General features: G+C 41.9%; 20 protein-coding genes. 5 read left to right on the forward strand and 15 right to left on the reverse strand.

From position 1 onward, the window contains the following. Positions 1-63 precede the first annotated feature (63 nt). Genes EO132_RS11125 through EO132_RS11135 form a run of 3 tightly spaced genes read right to left on the reverse strand, consistent with a single transcriptional unit; the run spans position 64 to position 3,210 of the window. Positions 64-1,299, reverse strand: a complete 1,236-nt coding sequence (locus tag EO132_RS11125; protein ID WP_127137919.1) for a DUF1015 domain-containing protein — start codon at positions 1,297-1,299, stop codon at positions 64-66. Positions 1,300-1,305: 6 nt separating this feature from the next. Further along, positions 1,306-2,193: a 3-hydroxybutyryl-CoA dehydrogenase gene (locus EO132_RS11130; RefSeq protein WP_127137920.1), complete on the reverse strand. Its 888-nt coding sequence runs from the start codon at positions 2,191-2,193 to the stop codon at positions 1,306-1,308. Between the two features lie 51 nt (positions 2,194-2,244). Continuing rightward, positions 2,245-3,210 (reverse strand): Gfo/Idh/MocA family protein, encoded by a 966-nt coding sequence (locus EO132_RS11135; protein ID WP_127138013.1) that lies wholly within the window; start codon positions 3,208-3,210, stop codon positions 2,245-2,247. A 115-nt stretch (positions 3,211-3,325) separates the two neighbouring features. Between EO132_RS11135 and EO132_RS11140 the strand changes: the two genes are divergently transcribed. Beyond that, positions 3,326-3,967, forward strand: coding sequence for a protein-L-isoaspartate(D-aspartate) O-methyltransferase (locus tag EO132_RS11140; RefSeq protein WP_127137921.1), 642 nt, complete (start codon positions 3,326-3,328; stop codon positions 3,965-3,967). Here EO132_RS11140 and smpB read toward each other — a convergent pair. Beyond that, the gene (gene smpB, locus EO132_RS11145) at positions 3,964-4,425 is read right to left on the reverse strand and encodes an SsrA-binding protein SmpB (RefSeq protein WP_127137922.1); all 462 of its coding nucleotides are present in this window, start codon (positions 4,423-4,425) and stop codon (positions 3,964-3,966) included. The two genes, EO132_RS11140 and smpB, sit on opposite strands and share 4 nt — an antisense overlap. An 80-nt stretch (positions 4,426-4,505) precedes the next feature. Between smpB and EO132_RS11150 the strand changes: the two genes are divergently transcribed. Next, positions 4,506-5,243, forward strand: a complete 738-nt coding sequence (locus tag EO132_RS11150; RefSeq protein ID WP_235856440.1) for a DUF6503 family protein — start codon at positions 4,506-4,508, stop codon at positions 5,241-5,243. Between the two features lie 2 nt (positions 5,244-5,245). On the opposite strand, the gene EO132_RS11155 is transcribed toward EO132_RS11150, so the two are convergent. After that, the gene (locus EO132_RS11155) at positions 5,246-5,743 is read right to left on the reverse strand and encodes a SixA phosphatase family protein (RefSeq protein ID WP_313781227.1); all 498 of its coding nucleotides are present in this window, start codon (positions 5,741-5,743) and stop codon (positions 5,246-5,248) included. Between the two features lie 99 nt (positions 5,744-5,842). Here EO132_RS11155 and EO132_RS11160 point away from each other — a divergent pair, with 99 nt between their 5' ends. Beyond that, entirely contained in the window at positions 5,843-7,279 is a 1,437-nt protein-coding gene (locus EO132_RS11160) for a PorP/SprF family type IX secretion system membrane protein (RefSeq protein WP_127137925.1), read from the forward strand. Here the strand turns inward: EO132_RS11160 and EO132_RS11165 are convergent, their stop codons facing one another. From EO132_RS11165 to clpB, 5 genes are all read right to left on the reverse strand, one after another. After that, the gene (locus tag EO132_RS11165) at positions 7,280-7,876 is read right to left on the reverse strand and encodes a TetR/AcrR family transcriptional regulator (protein WP_127137926.1); all 597 of its coding nucleotides are present in this window, start codon (positions 7,874-7,876) and stop codon (positions 7,280-7,282) included. It lies immediately after the preceding gene. A gap of 172 nt (positions 7,877-8,048) precedes the next feature. After that, entirely contained in the window at positions 8,049-9,113 is a 1,065-nt protein-coding gene (locus EO132_RS11170; RefSeq protein ID WP_127137927.1) for a dipeptidase, read from the reverse strand. Positions 9,114-9,121: 8 nt separating this feature from the next. Then, the gene (locus EO132_RS11175; RefSeq protein ID WP_127137928.1) at positions 9,122-9,586 is read right to left on the reverse strand and encodes a RidA family protein; all 465 of its coding nucleotides are present in this window, start codon (positions 9,584-9,586) and stop codon (positions 9,122-9,124) included. A gap of 11 nt (positions 9,587-9,597) precedes the next feature. Beyond that, on the reverse strand, positions 9,598-10,911 hold the full coding sequence (locus EO132_RS11180) for a gluconate:H+ symporter (RefSeq protein WP_127137929.1): 1,314 nt from the start codon (positions 10,909-10,911) through the stop codon (positions 9,598-9,600). A 158-nt stretch (positions 10,912-11,069) separates the two neighbouring features. After that, positions 11,070-13,670, reverse strand: coding sequence for an ATP-dependent chaperone ClpB (gene clpB, locus EO132_RS11185; protein ID WP_127137930.1), 2,601 nt, complete (start codon positions 13,668-13,670; stop codon positions 11,070-11,072). A 142-nt stretch (positions 13,671-13,812) separates the two neighbouring features. On the opposite strand from clpB, the gene ytxJ reads away from it, so the two are divergent. Further along, positions 13,813-14,202, forward strand: coding sequence for a bacillithiol system redox-active protein YtxJ (gene ytxJ, locus EO132_RS11190; protein WP_127137931.1), 390 nt, complete (start codon positions 13,813-13,815; stop codon positions 14,200-14,202). A gap of 103 nt (positions 14,203-14,305) precedes the next feature. On the opposite strand, the gene EO132_RS11195 is transcribed toward ytxJ, so the two are convergent. Beyond that, on the reverse strand, positions 14,306-15,490 hold the full coding sequence (locus EO132_RS11195) for a hypothetical protein (protein WP_127137932.1): 1,185 nt from the start codon (positions 15,488-15,490) through the stop codon (positions 14,306-14,308). A gap of 251 nt (positions 15,491-15,741) precedes the next feature. Here EO132_RS11195 and glyA point away from each other — a divergent pair, with 251 nt between their 5' ends. Beyond that, positions 15,742-17,016, forward strand: coding sequence for a serine hydroxymethyltransferase (glyA, locus tag EO132_RS11200; RefSeq protein ID WP_313781228.1), 1,275 nt, complete (start codon positions 15,742-15,744; stop codon positions 17,014-17,016). Positions 17,017-17,033: 17 nt separating this feature from the next. Here the strand turns inward: glyA and EO132_RS11205 are convergent, their stop codons facing one another. From EO132_RS11205 to EO132_RS19295, 4 genes are all read right to left on the reverse strand, one after another. After that, positions 17,034-17,699 (reverse strand): hypothetical protein, encoded by a 666-nt coding sequence (locus EO132_RS11205; RefSeq protein WP_127137934.1) that lies wholly within the window; start codon positions 17,697-17,699, stop codon positions 17,034-17,036. Between the two features lie 174 nt (positions 17,700-17,873). Further along, positions 17,874-18,542, reverse strand: a complete 669-nt coding sequence (locus EO132_RS11210; protein ID WP_127137935.1) for a response regulator — start codon at positions 18,540-18,542, stop codon at positions 17,874-17,876. A 28-nt stretch (positions 18,543-18,570) separates the two neighbouring features. Continuing rightward, positions 18,571-20,628: a tetratricopeptide repeat-containing sensor histidine kinase gene (locus EO132_RS11215; RefSeq protein WP_127137936.1), complete on the reverse strand. Its 2,058-nt coding sequence runs from the start codon at positions 20,626-20,628 to the stop codon at positions 18,571-18,573. 349 nt (positions 20,629-20,977) lie between these two features. Further along, positions 20,978-21,127, reverse strand: a complete 150-nt coding sequence (locus tag EO132_RS19295; RefSeq protein WP_164732326.1) for a hypothetical protein — start codon at positions 21,125-21,127, stop codon at positions 20,978-20,980. Positions 21,128-21,170: the final 43 nt, after the last annotated feature.

The following is a 21,170-nucleotide window of genomic DNA, read 5'->3' on the forward strand; positions in this document are numbered from 1 at the left end:
TTCCGCACCTGATGCGGAATCTTTTAAATTTATGGATTCCTGCTTTCGCAGGGATGGCATTTGTTACAATTCATAAATAGCAAGTCCGCTGCGGAGCTTAGGCTCAATATACGTGCTTTTTGGGGGCATTACCAAACCTGCGTCGGCAATTGCCTTGATTTCTTCAACTGTTGTGGGAACCAGACTGAAACCCACCGCATAGTTTCCCGAATCCACCAAATCCTTCATTTGGATAAGGTTGTTTTTACCATAACCATAGCAAATTCGTTTGTCATTTCTAAGATCCGTGATACCTAAAATCGGCTCCAAAATGGTTTTGTACAAAATCTGGGTGTCCAGTTTGCTCAAGGCATCGGTAAACTCATGGTTGGTTTTCCTGAAATGCAACGTATAGAATTCTCCTTCCAAATACATGCTGAATTCATGTTTTTTGGACGGTTTGCACAGTCCATCTTCCCTTTTCTCTATTCTGAAATGCTCGTCCAGTTGTATCAAAAATTCCTTTTTCGAATACCCGTTCAAATCTTTGATCATTCGGTTGAACTCGGAAATCCGCATCTGGGATTCAGGAATCAAGTAAGCCATGAAATAATTGTACGCCTTCTCTCCCGTATGGTTCTCGTTTTCGGATGTTTTTAAGTCTGCCAACAAGCTGGAAGATGCACTACGGTGATGTCCATCCGCAATATAAAGCGCATCGAGGTCGCCAAAGGCCTTTTCCAGTTTTTCAATTCCTTCGGGATAGGAGATTTTCCAAAGTTTATGGTTGACCCTGTCTGTAGTGGTAAAGTCGTATTCGGGTTTCCGTTCAATTTTACGCTGAAAGATTTCATCTACCAGCTTATTGTCCTCATAGGTCATTAACACAGGCTCAGCGTTAAAGCCAACGGTATGAAGGTAATCAGCAAAAAGCTCTTCACGATCCTGAATGGTGTCCTCGTGTTTTTTGATGACATTGCTCCGATAATCATCCACACTGCAGGCACAAAAGAACCCCAAGCTTTTAAAATCATCTTTTTCAATTTGATAGAGGTAAAAACTGGGCTCATCATCTTTTTGAAAGATGTTTTCCTCCAAAAACTCCAAGTACCGATTGTGCACCAACCCAAAACGTTCCTTTCCCTTGATGTTCTTTTCGAACTTGAATCCTGGGTTGATGATATGCAGAAACGAGAACGGGTTGTACTGCAATACCGCTTTAAGCTCCTCTTTGGAATATTCCTCGTAGGAGCGGGATGCAACAAAAAAAGCTTTGTCCTTTGTGGGGCGAATGGCCTTAAAAGGTTTTACAATGGCCATGAAATCTTATTTGAATTGTGCGGAAACGTTTTCTGCTTTTCTGGATTCGGAATAATCGTAAAAACCTTCTCCCGATTTCACCCCTAATTTATCGGCCATTACCATATTCACGAGTAAGGGGCAAGGAGCATATTTTGGGTTTTTAAATCCATCGTACATAACATTTAATATGGAAAGGCATACATCCAACCCAATAAAATCGGCTAATTGCAGCGGGCCCATGGGATGGGCCATGCCCAATTTCATCACGGTGTCTATTTCTTCAACGCCAGCCACGCCATTGTACAAGCTTTCGATGGATTCGTTGATCATGGGCATCAAAATGCGATTGGCCACAAACCCTGGATAATCGTTTACCTCGGTCGGGGTTTTCCCTAATTTCTTGGATAGCCCCATGATGGTTTCCGTGACTTCGTCCGATGTATTATATCCGCGAATGATTTCTACCAACTTCATAATCGGGACTGGATTCATAAAGTGCATCCCAATTACCTTTTCTGGGCGATTGGTAGCAGCACCAATTTGCGTGATGGAAATAGAGGATGTGTTGGTGGCCAAAATGGTTTCTGCTTTGCAGATTTCATCCAAGTCCTTGAAAATCTTGAGTTTGATGTCCAGATTCTCTGTAGCGGCTTCAACCACTAAATCAGTATCCGACACCCCTTCTTTAAGATTGGTATAGGTAGTGATATTAGAGAGCGTAGCTTCTTTTTTGGCATCGTCGATGACTTCTTTGGAAATCATTCGGTCCAAATTCTTTGTAATGGTGGCGACTCCTTTATCCAAAGAGGCCTGAGCAATATCCACCAAATTGACTTTATATCCGTTTTGGGCAAAAACATGGGCGATTCCGTTACCCATGGTTCCAGCACCGATTACTGTGATTTGTTGCATAGTATATTGTTTACAACTGCGTCATTCGAGCAAAGTCAAGAATGACGACGATTAATTTTCAAAAGACTCAATAATTTGAAGGGCCACCCGTAAGGCATTTGTTCCTTGCTCCAAGCTTACAATTGGGGTATTATCGTTGTTGATGGCATCCGCAAATGTTTCCAACTCATCCAAAATAGCATTGTTGACGTCTATTTCGGGGTTTTCAAAATAGATTTGCTTTTTGTCGCCTTCGGCATTTTGAAGAATCATATCAAAATCCCCAGGGTTTTCCGGAGCGTCCTTCATTTTTACCACTTCCACTTTCTTCTCCAGGAAGTCTACTGAAATATAGGCGTCGCGCTGAAAGAAACGTGTCTTCCGCATGTTTTTCAAAGAGATTCGGCTAGAGGTAAGGTTGGCCACACAGCCGTTTTTGAATTGTATGCGCGCATTGGCAATATCAGGCGATTGACTTATCACTGAGACACCGCTTGCATTGATTTTTTCCACTTCGGACGGAACAACACTCAATATGGCATCGATGTCGTGTATCATCAAATCCAAAACTACTGGCACATCGGTTCCACGGGGGTTGAATTCCGCCAAGCGATGCGTTTCGATGAACATGGGGTTCTCGATTTTGCCTTTTACCGCTAAAAATGCAGGGTTAAAGCGTTCCACGTGCCCAACTTGACCTTTAACATTATGCTTTTTGGATAGCTCCAACAATTCTTCCGCTTCTTCGAGGGTGTTGGTAATGGGCTTTTCTATAAAAACATGCCTCCCTTTTTCGATGGCTTTCTTAGCGCAATCAAAATGGGACAATGTCGGTGTTACAATATCGACAACGTCCACGGCATCTATCAAATTGTTGATGTTGTCGTAGTGGGTATAGCCAAATTCTGCGGCTACTTTTTTGGCATTGATTTCATCGGGATCATAGAACCCGACAAGTTCATATTCATCCGATTGGTTTAAGAGCCTAAGGTGTATTTTTCCTAAATGTCCTGCTCCGAGGACACCAACTTTTAGCATAATACCTGTTTTCGTCAAAAATACGGATATGATGGCAGTTTCCATAAATTTTTGAGTGGAACTAAGGGGATATTTTTAGGGAACTTTTTAAATTCGTGCCACCAGACCATAGACCATGAAGGATACGCTCAAACATAGGGGAATGCGCAAGAACTTAGCGGAGATTGTTGCTGCTAAGGGAGTTACGGACAAAAAAGTGCTCGAAGCAATAAAGACCATTCCCAGGCATTTATTTTTGGATAGTAGTTTTGAGGACCATGCGTATCAGGATAAAGCATTTCCCATTGGTGCCGACCAGACCATTTCACAGCCCTACACGGTTGCTTTTCAAACAGAATTGTTAGAAGTGAAACCCGGTGCAAAAATTTTGGAGATTGGCACGGGCAGTGGTTATCAAACGGCTGTTTTATTGCATTTGAGGGCTAAGGTCTACACTATTGAGCGACAATTGGAATTATTCAAAACCACCCGGTTCTTCTTCAATAAGATGCATTACCGTCCCAAGAAAATGATTTTTGGTGATGGTTATAAAGGTTTGCCCGAAGAGGCTCCCTTTGATGGCATTATCGTAACCGCAGGCGCACCCGATGTGCCACGACCACTTTTGTCCCAACTGAAAGTAGGGGGGAGGCTGGTAATTCCCATAGGAGTGAATGAACAAATCATGACCTTGTTCGTGCGAAAGTCAGAAAAGGAGTTTGAGAAAAAGGAGTTTGGCTCCTTTCGTTTTGTGCCCTTGTTGGAAGATAAAAACTAGTTGTTGAAACTTTTTTTGATTCGGTCCAGGTTCCTCTTGTTGTCCCGACTTTTAATGGTTTCCCGTTTATCGTACAGTTTTTTACCCTTTGCCAAGCCAATGTTCATTTTGGCAAGCCCTCTGTCATTGATAAAAACTTTGAGGGGAACAATGGTAAGGCCGGTGGTGGCCACTTCCTTATGGAGTTTCTTTAATTCACGTTTGTTGAGTAATAATTTGCGAACTGCCTTTGGCGCATGATTGAAGTGGCTCGCGTGGCTGTATTCATCAATCTGCATATTGACCACGAAAAGCTCTCCTTTGTCATTGAACTCACAAAAGCTTTGCGAAATGGAAGCCTTACCGGCACGAAGCGATTTTATTTCGGTGCCCCCCAGGACAATTCCTGCCATGTAGGTATCCAAAATTTCATAATCAAATCGGGCTCTTCTATTTTTTATGTTGATATTTTGCTGCATTGTGGACAAAAATATAAACTCTTTGCCAAGAAAATTGTAATGTTATGCTAGATTTTACGAATAACTACCCAAATAACCTTATGAAAAGAATTATAATCCCCTTAATACTTGTTTTTGCCATTGGATGCAAGCAGGAACCCAAGAAAGAATTGACAGCTCAAGATATTGTGGATAATTCCATTGCGGATAGTGGAGGAAAACGCTTTGATGATTACATAGTGACTTTTGATTTTAGGGATAAAAGCTACGTTGCCGAAAATGCGGATGGTCAACGTGTGTACCAACGGATATCGGATTTGGACTCCACTACCATTACCGATATAAAGCGGGGCGATGAGTTCGAGCGTTACATAAACGATTCCTTGGTAATGGTCCACGACACCATGGCGGTTAAATATGCCAACTCAATAAATTCAGTACATTATTTTGTGCGTTTGCCTTATGGCTTGAACGATGGTGCTGTAAACAAGGAACTTTTGGGTAAGGAGACTATCGATAACAAGGAATATTACAAAGTAAAAGTGACCTTTGACCAAGAGGGCGGGGGTGATGATTTTGAGGATACTTACCTATACTGGTTTGATAAAGAGTTATTTAAACCTGATTATTTGGCATATGACTTTCATGTAAATGGAGGTGGGCAACGCTTTAGAAAAGCGTACAATGAGCGCTATGTCAACGGTATCCGATTTGTCGATTATGAAAACTATAAACCCAAAAATGAGGGCACGGACATTCTAGAGATTGGACAGTTGTATAATAAAGGAGAGCTTGAACTCCTAAGCAAAATTGAGTTGGAAAATATTACGGTAGAGTAGGTCTAATCCATTTTTAGACGGATATCCGTGGGCACTCCGTCAATGATTCTGACAATAAAAAGACTACTATTGTCCGAATCGTCCATTTGGTCATACTTTTCAAGGTCTATCATTTTATTCACAAGCATGGGTGTGGTGTTGCTGTGGCCCACAACCAAAACATTTTTACCCTCATTGATCAATTTAAACTCTTCCATATCTAGTGAGGACGGGTCGTAATATTTGATATCAATATCTTTTTTTACCGATGTTGGAGCGGCTGTCATGGAGGTGCGCTCGTAGTTGGTTGAATACACCACGTCCAACGGGATGGCATCAAACACTTCAGCCCAGCGTATGGCCCTATCCAAACCATCTTGATTAAGCTCCGGGTCTGGATTTTCGGGGTCGGTTCTATCTTTTTCCGCATGCCGTATAAAATAGAAGGTGGAAATAACTGGGTCTTCCGCAATTTTCGTATCTTTTTTGCAGCCGATACTTCCAACGAGTATAATTGCCAAGGCAATTAAGGGTTTGATGGTTCGCATAGTTCTATTCAAAGTTCCCGTGTATTTTTGTTAATCAGTTTTAAAAGTAACGTTTAATTTTCATTTTCTCGTATGCCCAAGTTTTTGGTTTTCTTGTTTGCATTGGTAATTTACGCCACAAGTTGGGGTCAAGAGCCTGTTTTGCCATCCGATTTTAGGCAACATTCGCTCACGCAATTCAATGCTAGTTTGTTCAACCCCACCTACGCTATGGATTGGAACAATCCTAACTCACTCTCCGTCTGGACCCGCTGGCAATGGCAGAGTATTGATGGCGACCCAACTTCCATTTTTGTTAATTATACCCATCGACTGAACGAGTCATCTGTCGCTTCGGCTGGTTTTTTACAGCATAATACGGGTATATTTTTGTATTCAGGGGCCAACCTAACCTTTGCACAAACTTTTGAATTGGACGACGATATCCGTTTAATGGCGGGATTGAACACCTTTGCCTTTCAGCAAACCGTTGCCGACGAGCAATACGTGCCCGAGGATGAACTTGATCCAATTGCGCTGGAGGATTTGGAAGGCTTTAAAGTGCAATTTACTCCAGGATTACGTTTGTTGGTCAACAGGTTTAGTGTGGGCTTGGCTTTTGAAAATGCTGTAGGCTTTAATGTTTCGGGAAATGATGATAGTATGGAAAGTTTTCAAAGTGTTGCGGGAACCCTCAGTAACGATTTTCCCGTATACCTGTCCGAAGGTTTGGGAAATAGCTACGTTCGCCCTGTGCTATATGCAAAATCGGTGCCCAATGGCGACACACAATTTGGTTTGAATGGATTGTTTTCGACTTCAAAATTCTGGGTGCAAGGTGGATATAATAGTTTTTATGGTGTTTCCGGGGGATTGGGTCTTACAGTGTCCAATGCCTTTTCCATAGGTGGACTTATGGAATTTGGAACGGATAGCTCGTTGAGTGAAGAAGATTCCACTTTTGAAATTATTGCCTCTTATCACTTTGGAAAAACAAAGCCAAAAGAAAAGGAGCTGCTTTCTGAAGAAGTGTTGCCCGAAGCGGAAGTAGATGAGGGGCTTGACCGTAGGGAAGAAGAAATTGAACAACAAAGGAGAGAGCAGGAACAACGTGAGCTGGAACGAAGAAGACAGTTACAACGTAAAAGGGATTCCATAGCCGAAGTGCAACGCATCAAGGAGCAATTGGAGCTTCAGCGCAAAAAAGATAGTATTGCGCGTTTGCAAAACCAAAAAGTAGAGGTAAGGCCCAATGAAAGGTATGAGGAGGTTGAAAGCGAAGATGGTTTAGAGCCTGGCTTCTATTTGATTGCGAATGTTTATGGAACCAAAAAGTACTTCGAAAACTTTATGAAAACACTGCGGGAAAAAGGTCTGGAACCAAAATCTTTTTACAGAAGTTTCAATAAATATAATTATGTGTATTTGGAACGGTACAATACCATGGATGAGGCAAGAAAAGCCAGAGACAGCAAGTTTTTTGGTAAGTATGCGGATAAGACTTGGATCTTTAGAGTAAAAGGTAACTAGTTACTTTTTAAGTTCCTGTTTAACCAAATACTCCAAATACGTAACTGTATTGACCAAATACTTTCTATCCTGTGTCATAGTACTCATGGCTACGGCACCCTGAATCATGGTAAAGAATTGTTTGGCAAATTGCAGTGGCGGAACAGGAAGTTTTATTTCGTTTTGTTTGGCACCATTTTCCAATATAAGGGCAATTTTCCCTTCAATCTCCTTGATGGTTTCCTTTACCGCTGCAGCCAGTAGCTTATTATTGCTTTGTGCATCCACACCAACATTCAAAAGTGGGCACCCGCCCAATGGCAGTGTGAAGACATCATATTGTTTGTAAAAGCTCAGCAGGGAGAATAGTTTATCCAAGGCTTCAATCCCAATATCCAATTTGTTATCGATGGTTTGAAGCAAAATATTCCTATTGTGCTCAAAGGCGGATAGCGCTAGGGCTTCTTTATTTTCAAAATTGCCGTAAATGGCACCTTTGGTAAGCCCAGTGGCCTCTGTAAGGTCGCTCATACTGGTGCCTATATAACCGTGGCGATTAAAGATGGGGGCTACGGTCTCGATAATGTAAGCGGTGGTTCTTTCTGCTTTCTTGGTCATCCTCTAGGTTGCTGTTGGTCGAAACTAATATATAAAAAAACACATACTGTTTGGTATTAAATTGTCCAAAACACTCTATTTTAACAAGTTCCTTACTTTTTGGGGCAAAATATTGGGGTTTGGGAAAATGTTTTTACAGATTGTTGGAGGGGTGACCGATGAGAAGCAATATTTAAGACCAAACGTTTCTTAGAAAATTGATGAAATTTTGATTCATTATTTTTTCAATATCTGAGTTGGTGTAACCTCTTTTGGCCAACATGCTTGGAACTTTTTGAAGATCAGCAATAGTGTCCAAGTCCCATGGGGTCTGTTCTTTTCCGAAAGCACCGTCTAAATCTGTTCCGATGCCAACATGATCGGTGTTCCCAGCCAATTGACAAATATGGTCAATATTATCAACGGCAATTTCCAAGGTGACGTTCATGTCTTTTGGGGTGGATTTACCGCGAATCCAATCGGGAACCATCATCCATGCATCCAGTGCAACACCAATTACAGCTTTTCTGTTGATAAGCTCTTTGATTTGCTCATCGGAAAACTGCCGATTATGGTCCACTAATTTTCTGCAGTTATTATGACTGGCCCAAAGAGGGCCATGGTACACGTCCATGGTCTCCCAAAAGCTTTTATCGCATAGATGGGTGGCATCCAAGATGATATTGAGCTCTTCCACTTTTTTGAGCAAATCTTTTCCTTTTTGACCTATGCCTCCTACCGAATCCGTGCCATGAGCGTAAATACCTGGGCCATAATGGGCTGGTCCAATGGCACGGAGTCCTGATTCGTATGATTTTTCCAAATAGCTCAGGTCTACAATGGAGTCGGCACCTTCCAAACTTAAAATGTAACCAATCGGTTTGTTGGGCTCATCACTTTTCCAAAGTTTGAGATGGGATTCCAAGCTTTCAATGTCCTTAATTTGAACCATTTCGCCTGCGGCTTCCATGGTCTTGTACCACGCCAGCTGCCCTTGTGTCTGTGCCCAAGCTTGATGCTGTGAGTTCCAACCAGGGAGGGAACTGCCTTTCTCTACAAAGCGTGCGATTTGCGTGGCCATACACAACCCGATGTTGCCTCTCCGCATAGCGGGGAGGGAAACAGTATTCTTGCCACGGTCGGGTTTGTCGGTCATACCCTGTTCGCATTCCCGTATTTCTGGAACGGAAAGTCTAAGGTCTCTGTTCCATTCAAGAGCGTTCATGGCAAGGTCAAGATGGGCATCAAATATAAACATGTAAGGTGTTATTGGTGAAGTTCAAATACAGCTTCAATTTCTACGGCAATATTGTTGGGGAGCATCATCCCGACCGCACTTCGTGCCCCGATTCCATGGTCTTCCCCGAAGATATCAACCATCAATTCGCTGAAACCATTGATTACGTAGGGCTGTTTGCCAAAATCAGGGGTGCAATTTACCATACCCAATACTTTTACCATTCTTTTGATTTTATCCAAGCTCCCAAAATGTGTTGTGATGGTGGATAACATGGTCAACCCTACCTGGCGAGCCGCTAATTTAGCCTGGTCCTCATCAAGGTCTTCGCCCGCACGGCCTATCATCAAAGAGCTATCTGAATTAACAGGACCTTGACCTGATACGTATAGAAAATTGTCGACCACTAAAACAGGTCGATACACGCCCGCAGGTGGCGGAGCAGGGGGTAATTGGAGGTTCAAGGCCTCCATGCGTTGTGATGGTGATTCCATATTATATATTGTTAGATTATACTGTTGATGGCCAAGACGCCCAAAAGCCCCATGACGCCTACCAAGGTCTCCATAACAGTCCAAGTGGACAAGGTTTCCTTGACCGAAAGATTGAAATATTCCTTGAACATCCAAAAACCGGTATCGTTGACATGGGAAAGCATTAAACTTCCCGAGCCAATGGCCAAAACCATTAATTCTGGACTTGTTCCCGTCCCCGAGGCCAGTGGGAGCACAATACCAGCTGCGGTAAGTCCGGCCACGGTTGCCGACCCCACACTAACCCGTATGGCAGTTGCAATGAGCCAGGCCAACACCAAAGGTGAGATACTGGAATCCTTTAAACTATCTGCAATGTAATCGCTTACTTGACTGTCAATCAGCACTTCCTTTAATGCTCCGGCCCCAGCGATGATCAAAAGAATCATGGTGATACTGGAAACGGAAGCGGACAACGAATTCATAATGGTGCTCATTTCCTTGCCTTTGGCCAATCCCAAGGAGTAAATAGCAATTAGGACTGAAATCAACAGGGCGATCACAGGATTGCCGATAAAGGTCAAAATATTTCTGAGTAATCCTTCTTCCAAAAATTGTTCCGCTACAATACCAATCCCAATAAAGATAATCGGGGAGAGCGCTGTTAAAATACTTACTGCAGTCGATGGCAGTTCCTCTTCAGGTATGGGTTCGGCATTGTAAAATTCTTTTAGAGGCTTGGCCTCAATCTTTTTTATGGTTCGGGCAAATAACGGTCCCGCAACAATAATGGCGGGTACGGCCACGATGAGTCCGTATATCAAAGTTTTTCCAATGTCCGCATTGAACATAGCCGCTATAGCTGTTGGCGCGGGATGGGGCGGAAGGTACCCGTGGGTTACCGATAAGGAGGTAAGCATGGGCAATCCTACGTAAAGCAAGGGCAGTCCTGTTGAAAAAGCGACCGTAAACACTAAAGGAATCAAAATAACAAAGCCCACGGAGTAGAACATTGGGATACCTACGATAAATCCTGTGATTACCATGGCCCATTGTACGTGCTTTACACCAAATTTAGCGACCAATTGTGTTGTGATTTGTTGGGCGGCACCGCTATCGGCCACCAATTTTCCCAACATGGCCCCAAGTCCAAGTATAAGGACCAGAAAGCCTAATGTATTGCCAATTCCCCGTTGTATGGATTGCACTAAATTACCCAATTCCATCCCTTGGAAGATACCAACGAAGAGGCATACGATAATGAATGAGAGAAAGGCGTTGAGTTTAAATTTTGCGATGAGCAAGAAGAGCAGTAAAATACCTAGAACGGCAATGATTAGTGGCATATTCAGGAAATGGTTTTGAGCTAAAATAAGGATTTAAATGTAATGGCATACGAAAGTTGTGGAATTCTAAAATTTTGATGAAGAAATTTGATATAAATAAAAATCCCCTCCCAAAAAGTTAGGGGAGGGGATTTCCTGACTGAAACTTATTTGTAGAATTACTCTACCAATTCATCTTGATTTCTAAATACCAATTGATCATCAAAAGAGTCCAAGAGCACTATGCTGTCTGAAGTTATTTTTCCTGACAACAACTCCTTGGAAAGGTTGTTCAAGACCTCTTTCTGAATCAATCTTTTTACGGGTCGCGCTCCATATTGCGGGTCGAAACCTTTTGCAGCCAAATATGTAATGGCTTCTTCGGTGGCATCGAGGGTAATGTTCTGCTTGGCCAACATTTTCTTTAAATGTTCCAACTGCAATCCCACAATATCCTTGATGTCCGATTTGCTCAATGGAGCAAACATGATGATGTCATCAATACGGTTGAGGAACTCGGGCCTGATGGTCTTGCGGAGCAATCCCAGCACTTCTACCCTTGCTGCCTCGGAAGCACTTTCCACATCTACGGCATCTTCAAACTTCTCTTGGATAATGTGGCTTCCCATATTGCTCGTCATAATAATGATGGAGTTTTTGAAATCCGCTACGCGACCTTTGTTGTCGGTCAACCTACCTTCATCCAACACCTGCAATAGTATGTTGAAGGTGTCAGGGTGTGCTTTTTCAATCTCATCCAACAAGATTACGGAATAGGGTTTACGTCTTACGGCTTCTGTTAGCTGACCACCTTCATCGTAACCAACATATCCTGGAGGTGCTCCCACCAATCGGCTAACGGAGTGACGCTCTTGGTATTCACTCATATCAATCCGTGTGATGGCGTTTTCATCATCGAACAGATAGGCTGCCAAGGTTTTGGCCAACTCGGTCTTACCTACACCTGTTGTACCCAGAAATAGGAACGAACCAATGGGTTTTTTGGCATCTTGTAATCCTGCCCTGCTTCTTCGAATGGCATCGGATACGGCGATAATCGCCTCATCCTGACCTACTACGCGTTTGTGCAGTACATCTTCCAGTTGCAACAGTTTTTCGCGTTCGCTCTGCATCATCTTGTTCACGGGAATACCGGTCCACTTGGCGACCACTTCGGCAATATCCTCATAGGTTACTTCCTCTTTGATCAATGTACCCGCTGTTTGCTGTTCTGCCAATTCATCTTGGAGTTTTTCCAATCGCTCTTGGGCTTCTTTTATTTTCCCGTACCGTAATTCGGCCACTTTTCCGTAATCGCCGTTTCGCTCGGCACGTTCAGCCTCAACTTTATAGTTTTCAATGTCCTCTTTCGTTTTTTGGATATTGTCCACTACGGTTTTCTCGCTTTCCCATTTGGCGAAGATTTCGTTGCGTTCCTCTTTGAGGTTGGCCAAATCCAAGTTCAAGGTTTTCAATTTAGACGTGTCGTTTTCCCTTTTGATGGCCTCCAACTCAATCTCTAACTGCATTATTCTACGGTCGAGCACATCCAATTCCTCGGGTTTGGAGTTGATTTCCATACGAAGTTTGGAAGCAGCCTCGTCCATAAGGTCGATGGCCTTATCGGGCAAGAACCTGTTGGTAATATAGCGTTGTGATAGCTCCACGGCACCAATTACCGCATCATCTTTGATCCGAACCTTGTGGTGTGCCTCATATTTTTCCTTGATTCCCCTTAGGATGGAAATGGCACTTTCGGTATCAGGCTCGTCGACCATTACTTTTTGGAATCGACGTTCCAAGGCTTTGTCTTTCTCAAAATACTTTTGGTATTCATCCAATGTAGTGGCGCCAATGGCTCTCAACTCGCCACGTGCCAAGGCTGGTTTCAGGATGTTTGCAGCATCCATGGCACCTTGTCCGCCACCAGCACCTACCAGTGTATGAATCTCATCAATAAAGAGCACAATGTTTCCATCCGATGAGGTAACCTCTTTAATCACGGCTTTTAAACGTTCCTCGAACTCACCCTTGTATTTGGCACCTGCGATAAGTGCACCCATATCCAAAGAATAAATGACCTTGTCCTTTAGGTTTTCGGGTACGTCCCCTTGAATGATTCGATGTGCCAAACCTTCGGCAATAGCGGTTTTACCTACACCGGGCTCACCCACCAACATTGGATTGTTCTTTGTACGTCGGGATAAAATCTGCAATACCCTACGGATTTCCTCGTCACGTCCGATTACGGGGTCCAATTTGCCGCTATCGGCCATTTGGTTGAGGTTGTTAGCGTATTTATCCAAGGAGTTATAGGTTTCCTCTGCGCTTTGCGAAGTTACCTTACCGCCTTTGCGTAACTCTTCGATGGCAGCTTTCAAATCTTTTTCGGTCACGCCCTGATCTTTTAGGATTTGGGCGATTTTACTCTTGGATTTGAAAATGGCCAATAACAGGTGTTCAACGGAAACATATTCATCGCCCATGTTTTTGGCAACAATGCTCGCTTCGTTGACGGTTTTTCCAGCTTCTCTGGAAAGCATGATTTCCCCTCCTGATACTTTTGAAAAGCTCTGGAGTTCCTTGTCCAATATTTGATTGATGAGGTTGGTGTTGACGTTCAATTTTTTCAATATGAAAGGCAACACGTTTTCATCGACCTCGGCAATGGCCTTAAACAAGTGTTCGTTCTCGATTTGTTGATGCCCAAATTCTTGGGCCAACTGCTGGGCCCTTTGAATGGCCTCCTGTGATTTTATGGTAAAATTATTAAAGTTCATTGTCGTTGTTTTTCTCTATTATGTCAACAACCTTACCAATGCATTTACACCGTCAAAATGTCCGATGAAACCAGAAATAGCAAGACATTTAGTCAGTTGTAAGCTTTTTGTTTGCTCACGACTTAACTTGTAAATTTGTGATATGGGAATATTTGACAGCGTCTTCGGAAAGAAGGAGAAAACGACAAAGGAAAAGAAGGAGTTGCCTTGGATTCAGTTAGCGTCTTTGGACCAATTGGAAACCATAACGGAAAATTCTAAGTATAAGCCTCAAGTTATCTATAAACATTCCAGCACCTGCGGCATTAGCAGGATGGTATTGAACATGTTTACCGAATCTTATGATATGGATTTGGACATTGACCTTTATTTTTTAACGATACAGAGTCATAGGGATGTATCGAAGGCTATTGAGGATAAGTTCGGGGTTCGGCACGAATCCCCTCAATTATTGATAATAAAAAATGGAGAGGTGGTTTTTCATACATCACACGGTGCCATTTCGGATACTGATTTTACGAAGTATGTATAAATGAGAAGAAATTGATGTCATTTCGAGCCTTTCGACTTCGCTCAAGATAAACTACAGTCGAGAACTTAATACATCTCGTCTGCGCTCGATGTGACACAATCTTTTAGTTGAACTGATATTTTGAGACGATGTTCTTGAGTCGCAGTTTAAGGTCTTCGCCTGCATCGTACACCATTTGTTCGTTGGATGGGAAGGGAACTTCCCTAGCATTCAAGTAGAGCATCAAATCATCTTCCAAAGCTCTTTTATCGCCTTGATAGTTGGCAAAAATGTGCTCAAACAAGAACTCGCTGGATAGGGGGTAGGAGTTGATTTCCTGTCCGCTTCTCAAATCCGTAAAACTGACCTTAGCCCCAATTTGTGCGGTCTTGGTTTGTGTGAATTGGAACAGTTTACACGTTACTGTCCGCATTTTGTCAATTTTTATCTTGTTGCCCAAGCTATCTTTTACGGCATTTCCATTGTCGTCTAAAAGGTATTCCCAGCCATCCTTTATTTGTCTTTCCTTGATGACTTGTGTCTCGTTGATTCGCTCCGGAGATACATTGATTTCCATGAAATCGAGGTTCATGGCGTAATCGTATTTTACATTTTCAATCGGGTTGGTGTGGTATTGCAACCAGAAGTTGTCAATTCCAAAGGCATTGAAGTCCAATAGTTCCGTTTCCAAACGCTCGGGAATGATTTGTTGTGTTTGATTTGCTATCTGAACCCTAACAAACTCTAATCCTTTATTGTAGGCTTCATCCATTTTTGCCACGGTTTCCCTGTAGCCTGGGTTTATTTCCTGCAGGTATTTCAAATCTTCATATGCTGTTCTGTAATCCGCTTTGTATTTAGCAGATGCCAATAAATTCGAAGCGTTTTGATATAAATGCTCGGATAAATCGTCCTTGGTGTTCAAAATTTTGTTGTCGTAGTTCACAAAATTAAATTCGGCAGTTCTGCCTTCATCATTAATATACAGCGGCAATAGTGGTCTGATACGTTGTTGGATTTGCTTCAACTGCAAATATTTATTGTAGATGGTCTCCAAGTTGGCTGGGTTGCCATCATTTTGAAGAAATGCAATTTCCTGCTGCTCCCTTGCCGTGTTTTTGGCAAATGCTTCTTCCAGCAAAACAATGTACTCCTGATGCCCTTTTTTGGTCTTGTTCTCGGCCAAATTTTTAATGGCTTTGTTCATTGCCGTGGAATAATTTCCAGTATTCAGGGCTTCCTGTGTTTTCTTTACGCCACTACATGCGCTTAAAACTATAATTGTGGTTAAGAGTAAAAGTTTTTTCATAATGGTCAACTTTATGGTTGTTTAGGGGAATTCAATAGCTGTGCCAAAAATCCACACCCTATTAACGAAAAAGGTCGCGCGCTAGTATATTTTATTTCGAAATCCTTTAATTCAAAGGGCTGGGGAGTAATCACGATACTTTTGAAAATTGTTAATTGTCATTTGATAAAATTAGACTCCAAGCTCATTTTTATAGATGGAAATCCCCTTTCAATTCGTAATTTTACGCCCTTAATAAAACAATGGGAAACATGCAACGAGACCAGAAGATTTTTGAACTTATAGCGCAAGAGAAGGAAAGACAGTTGGAAGGTATTGAACTGATAGCTTCCGAAAACTTTGTAAGTCCGCAGGTAATGGAAGCCGCAGGCTCCGTACTTACGAACAAATATGCCGAAGGATACCCAGGAAAGCGCTATTATGGTGGTTGCGAAGTGGTGGATCAAGTGGAGCAGTTAGCTATTGACCGAGCGAAGGAATTGTTCGGAGCGGCATATGCGAATGTACAACCACACTCAGGCTCGCAGGCCAATGCCTCGGTGTACCATGCGTGTCTTAACCCAGGAGACACTATCTTGGGGTTTGATTTGTCTCATGGAGGGCATTTGACCCATGGCTCTCCCGTTAATTTCTCTGGAAAATTGTACAACCCTGTTTTTTATGGGGTGGATGAGGAAACGGGTCTATTGAATTATGATAAAATCCAAGAGATTGCCGATAAGGAAAAGCCCAAATTGATTATTGCTGGTGCATCTGCCTATTCCAGAGACATGGATTTTAAACGATTCCGTGAGATTGCAGATAGTGTTGGCGCTATTTTGTTGGCCGATATTTCACACCCTGCAGGATTGATTGCCAAGGGCATTTTGAACGATCCTATTCCTCATTGCCATATTGTTACCACTACAACCCATAAAACCTTACGTGGTCCACGTGGTGGTCTTATTTTAATGGGAGAGAACTTTGATAACCCTTTTGGAATCAAGCTGAAAAATGGAAATTTGAGAAAAATGTCAGGTTTGTTGGATTTGGCGGTATTCCCGGGGAACCAAGGTGGACCTTTAGAGCACATCATCGCTGCCAAAGCCATCGCTTTTGGCGAGGCCCTTACGGATGAATACCTGCACTACATGGTTCAGGTAAAGAAAAATGCTGCTGCTATGGCCAAAGCCTTTATGGACAAGGATTACAAAGTAATTTCCGGAGGAACGGACAACCACATGATGTTGATTGACCTGCGAAACAAGGATATTTCTGGCAAGGAAGCGGAGCAAGTATTGGTAAAAGCAGATATTACTGCAAACAAAAACATGGTGCCTTTTGACGATAAATCCCCATTCATCACTTCGGGAATCCGTTTTGGTACTTCTGCGATTACCACCAGAGGTCTTAAGGAAGAAGATATGGAGACCATCGTAAGCTTTATCGATGAGATCATTACCGATGCCGAAAACGAGAAAAAGGTTGCGGAAATAAAACAAAAGGTCAACGACTTGATGAAGTCGCGACCTTTGTTCAGTGCTTAGTATTTGCTAGTGGAATATTATTCGAAGAGAAAAATGCTTTCCTCGTAAAATTTCTTTTTGCTCAACGAGTAGATGAGGGCTTCGTGCTCTTCTGGGCCATTTTCAAAATAGAGTCCCCAATACGTGTAGTAATTGGTCTCTGTGTCCATTTTAGTTTGATGGCCTTGTATGGTTTTGTCTTCAAAAACGGGGACAAATATTTCGTAGGGCATTTCCGTCAATCCTTTGGTAAAATAAACAAAGTGCTTGCTCAGGGTCGAGAGAATGTCGCCTATGTGTTCTGTGATACTATTGGAGTAAAGTCTGCTTATTACAATGGAAGTATCTGTAAAGTGTAGCGACGTCTCCATAATATCGGCAGGATATGTACTTTTTTCATTTAATTTTTCGAGAGCGTCCCTCATGGCAGCGCAAATATTACAACTACTTTCCTCAGAAATGCTGTAGTTGCTCCAATCACCATTGTTAAAATGGTTGAGGCAATCCGCAATACTGAAGTTAAAGTGTAGGTCTAGCACCAAATCCAACCTGTTTTCCAAAATATTGTGCTTACACTTCAGTTTAACAGTACCGAAAAAATATCTTTCAAGATCTTTAATGAAATCATCCAAGCCCTCTATGGCCTCAAAAGTTTTTGGGGCCAATTGCTTGTATTTATCGTTGTATTTGTTTGGGAATGGCATGTGTAAAGAGTTCTCTATTTCTTTTCACATAAAGTTAGGATGAATCTTTTTCACGGGATTGCAGATTACCCTTAAAAATTCTGGGGTTTTCCCCTTGTTTGTAAGATTTTTATGAAGAATCGGATGTAGATCAACCACAAAATGTGCCCATCCTGTTTTTTGTGTGAAATACTCTTAAATGAAACCTCTGTTTTTTGCGGCCAAAATCAAGGCTAGATCGTTCTCATTTTCCGTTCCGAACAAGCTCTTTAAATGTCGTTTTCTGTTTTCAATGGAAGAGGGGGACAGTCTGATGAATTTTTCCAAATCCTTGTTCTTGGTTCCCTTGGAAAGATGGTAGAGTATCTGCTTGTCCTTTTCATCTATTTCGATGTCGTTGGCCATTTTCTTTCTGATGGCACCCAAGGCCTTCGAAGAATAATAAGGAGGGTCCAGCATTATGGTTTTTACTGCATCCTCAAGTGTTTTAGGGTCTATATCCGTTTTTACCAAGTATCCATCGGGGTCAACAGATTTAAGGATACTGTTTATCCTAAAGTTATCGCTGAAGGAGGACATGAACACAATCTTGCTATCAGGTACGATTTTACGTGCCAAGATGCCCAAATCTTCGCCAGTGTAGGGTTGATCTTCGTTTGGTGCAAATAATTGCACGTCCAAGAAAAGGATGTCGTATTGAAAGGTGTCCACCGAATCCTCGATAAGCTTTTTTCCTGTGTTGTAGGAGGTAGCGGTATCCACTATAATGTTGTGCCCATCGAACTCAATGCCCTCGAGTATGAACTTATACCCGAGCATGGTCATTTCGTGGTCGTCTATTGCAAGTATTCTTAATGTTTTCATGGTAGGTTCTGTTGCTGTATTTGGGGAACTAAACATTTATTAAATCTATTTTTTCCGAAGTCTCTACATCCACGTACGTAACAGGCATGGTAATTTTAATGGTTGTTCCTTTGCCCGGTTTACTGTCAATGTCCAAGGTTCCTTTTATTTTTTTACATCTCGAAATAATGTTTTTGAGACCAATTCCCTTCCTTTTTTTATTGATGTCAAAACCTACACCGTCATCGGTTATGGTCAGTTTCAACTTGTTGTCTTCCATGGATTGAAAAGAAATGCTTACATGCTTGCTTTTAGCATGTTTTACACAGTTTTTCAATGATTCTTGGATAATCCTGTAGGCATTGATCTTGATGTCTCCCAGCAAATTGTCCCATGGAACCTTCTTGTCGTAGTTGAAGGAACAAGTTATACCAGAGGATTTTTCAATACCGTCGATCATATCTTCCAACGACACAATAAAATTATGAAATTTTTCGTACGATGCATGGTTCAATTCATGGGAAATGGTTCTTATCTCTTCTTCCAACTCCCTGAGTTTTTCGATAAGTGCTGCCCGTTGCTCAACCGAAACAGGGTCTTCCCGCTCGTTGAGTCCGCTCAGGATCAAACGAATCCCCAGCATTTCGCCTAAAATACCATCGTGCAGCTCTTCGGAAATCCGTTTTTGTTCCAGTTGTTTGCCTTCTTCGAATTTCCCCTGTTGGGAGAGCATCAGGTTGTATATTTCCTGATTGCTTTCTTGTTGACGTTGTTTGAATTTGAGTTGATTGTTGCTCACATAAAGGGAAACAATGATCATGAAACCCATCCCGAATACAATCAAGAGTAAGGCGGAATAGGCCCAAACCTGCTTTTCTTTGGTAAGGATTTGGTTTTCCTCTATAATTTCATCGGTTTCCATACGGATTCTGCCGAACTTGTCCCTTTTTGTGCGTTCTTCCTCGCTTATGACCTCATCCAATTCATAATATTCCTGTGCGTATGCAGAGGCGTTGCCGGTATCCAGTTGGGTTAATAGTTTCAGTGCATCGAGGGACCGGTCGTTATTATAGGTTTCCCTAGCGATGGCATAGGCTTCCTTAGCTTGGGAGATAGCCCTTGTAGTATCATTTTTAGCGGACAAAATTTCAGCATAATAGTAGTGGAGTCTGGCTCTATCATAAAGATCGCCGGTTGCTGAATTCACTTCAAAAGATTCATTGATAATTTCTTCGGCTCGTTCTACATCAGCGTCAGCCTTAAGTACGGAATAGGCAAAACTCCCAAGGGCTTTTTCGTAGGTACCGGGCAGTTCTTCTTTTAAGTCTTGGTTGGAAAGTAGTTGTTGATAGATTTCTTTGGCTTTTCCAAAATTCCCTGTATTCGTATAAATATTGGCAATATTATTTTGAATTTTCCATAGGAGTTCATTTTTATCTGCCCTATCGGATTTTATCAAATATTCCTTGGCTTTGTTATAGGATTCGATTGATTTTTCACTATTGCCCATGCCATTGGCCAGAACGCCCAACATATTATAGGCATTGTATAGTCTATAATTGTCTTCTAGGTCATCAAAAATCTTAATGGCTGCTGCGGCACTGATTTCCCCACCCAAATAATCCTTATAGGAATCTTGAATCCTTGCCATATTATATAGCATACGTCCTTTAAGGGATTTGGAGGTGGAGTCTGAAGGCAATTTTTCAAAGCTGTTCAATGCTTCTTTATAATGGTAGAATGCACTATCCGTAATTCCATTGGATTGTAAAAAGATTGCTAAGTCCCAATGTGAATACCCCAGTATTTTTTCTACCTTGGCTTTTTTGGATAGTTCCAAAAGTTTAGTATTTGATTTTCTAAAACCTAGAGAGTCCTTCAATTTTAGATATGCCAATGAAATTTTCGCAAGTTGTTCCAGTTTTGTGGTGTCCTTGGATATGGTCATTGCCATTTGCTCCGCATCTTCCAAGTATGACTTCCGATTCTCAAATGATAATTCTTTAGCCGTTTTGGCCATAGTAACCAATTCTTGGATGGAATCCACTTGTGGGTTGGAAGCCGACTCCTGCTTGGGTTCATGTTGAGCGCATCCTAAAACAAACAAAAAAAGTAGTATAAAGGTTCCGGTTTTCAAAGTGATTGGGTTCGTTTGTATATCCAAGGTAACAAAAAAGCCCCAAATCTATAGAGGTTTGGGGCTGGGTTGTATATGGTAACCAATTTTTTAAAGTTGGCGACTATCGTTGGTACTTTGTTGTAGCCGCATCGAACTGTACTTTGCAATTCCAATATGGATACGGTTCCTAAGTGATTCTTTTGGATAATTTTCAAATGAATCAGCTTTTGATTCTACATTGGACTCATCTTTTTGGTAAATGAATACTAAAGATAAAACCAATACTAAAAATACATTTCGAGTCAAGTTGGGTTGATAATTGAAAAGCATTGTTTATCTATTCATCATCTTCGCGTGCATCAACTTCCGTTTCATCATCATCAGAAAGAGCGTTCTGGTCTACAGTTATTTGTTCGAACATGGCCTCAGTGTCTTGTACATCGGTTTCGGCTTCACAAGAGTAGAATCCAATTGTCAATAATGCCATGGCTAAAATGCTTAGTACTTTTTTCATAATATTAGGTCTTTAG

It is taken from the genome of Flagellimonas oceanensis, assembly GCF_003992595.1.
In the GTDB taxonomy this organism is placed as follows: Bacteria; Bacteroidota; Bacteroidia; order Flavobacteriales; family Flavobacteriaceae; genus Flagellimonas; species Flagellimonas oceanensis.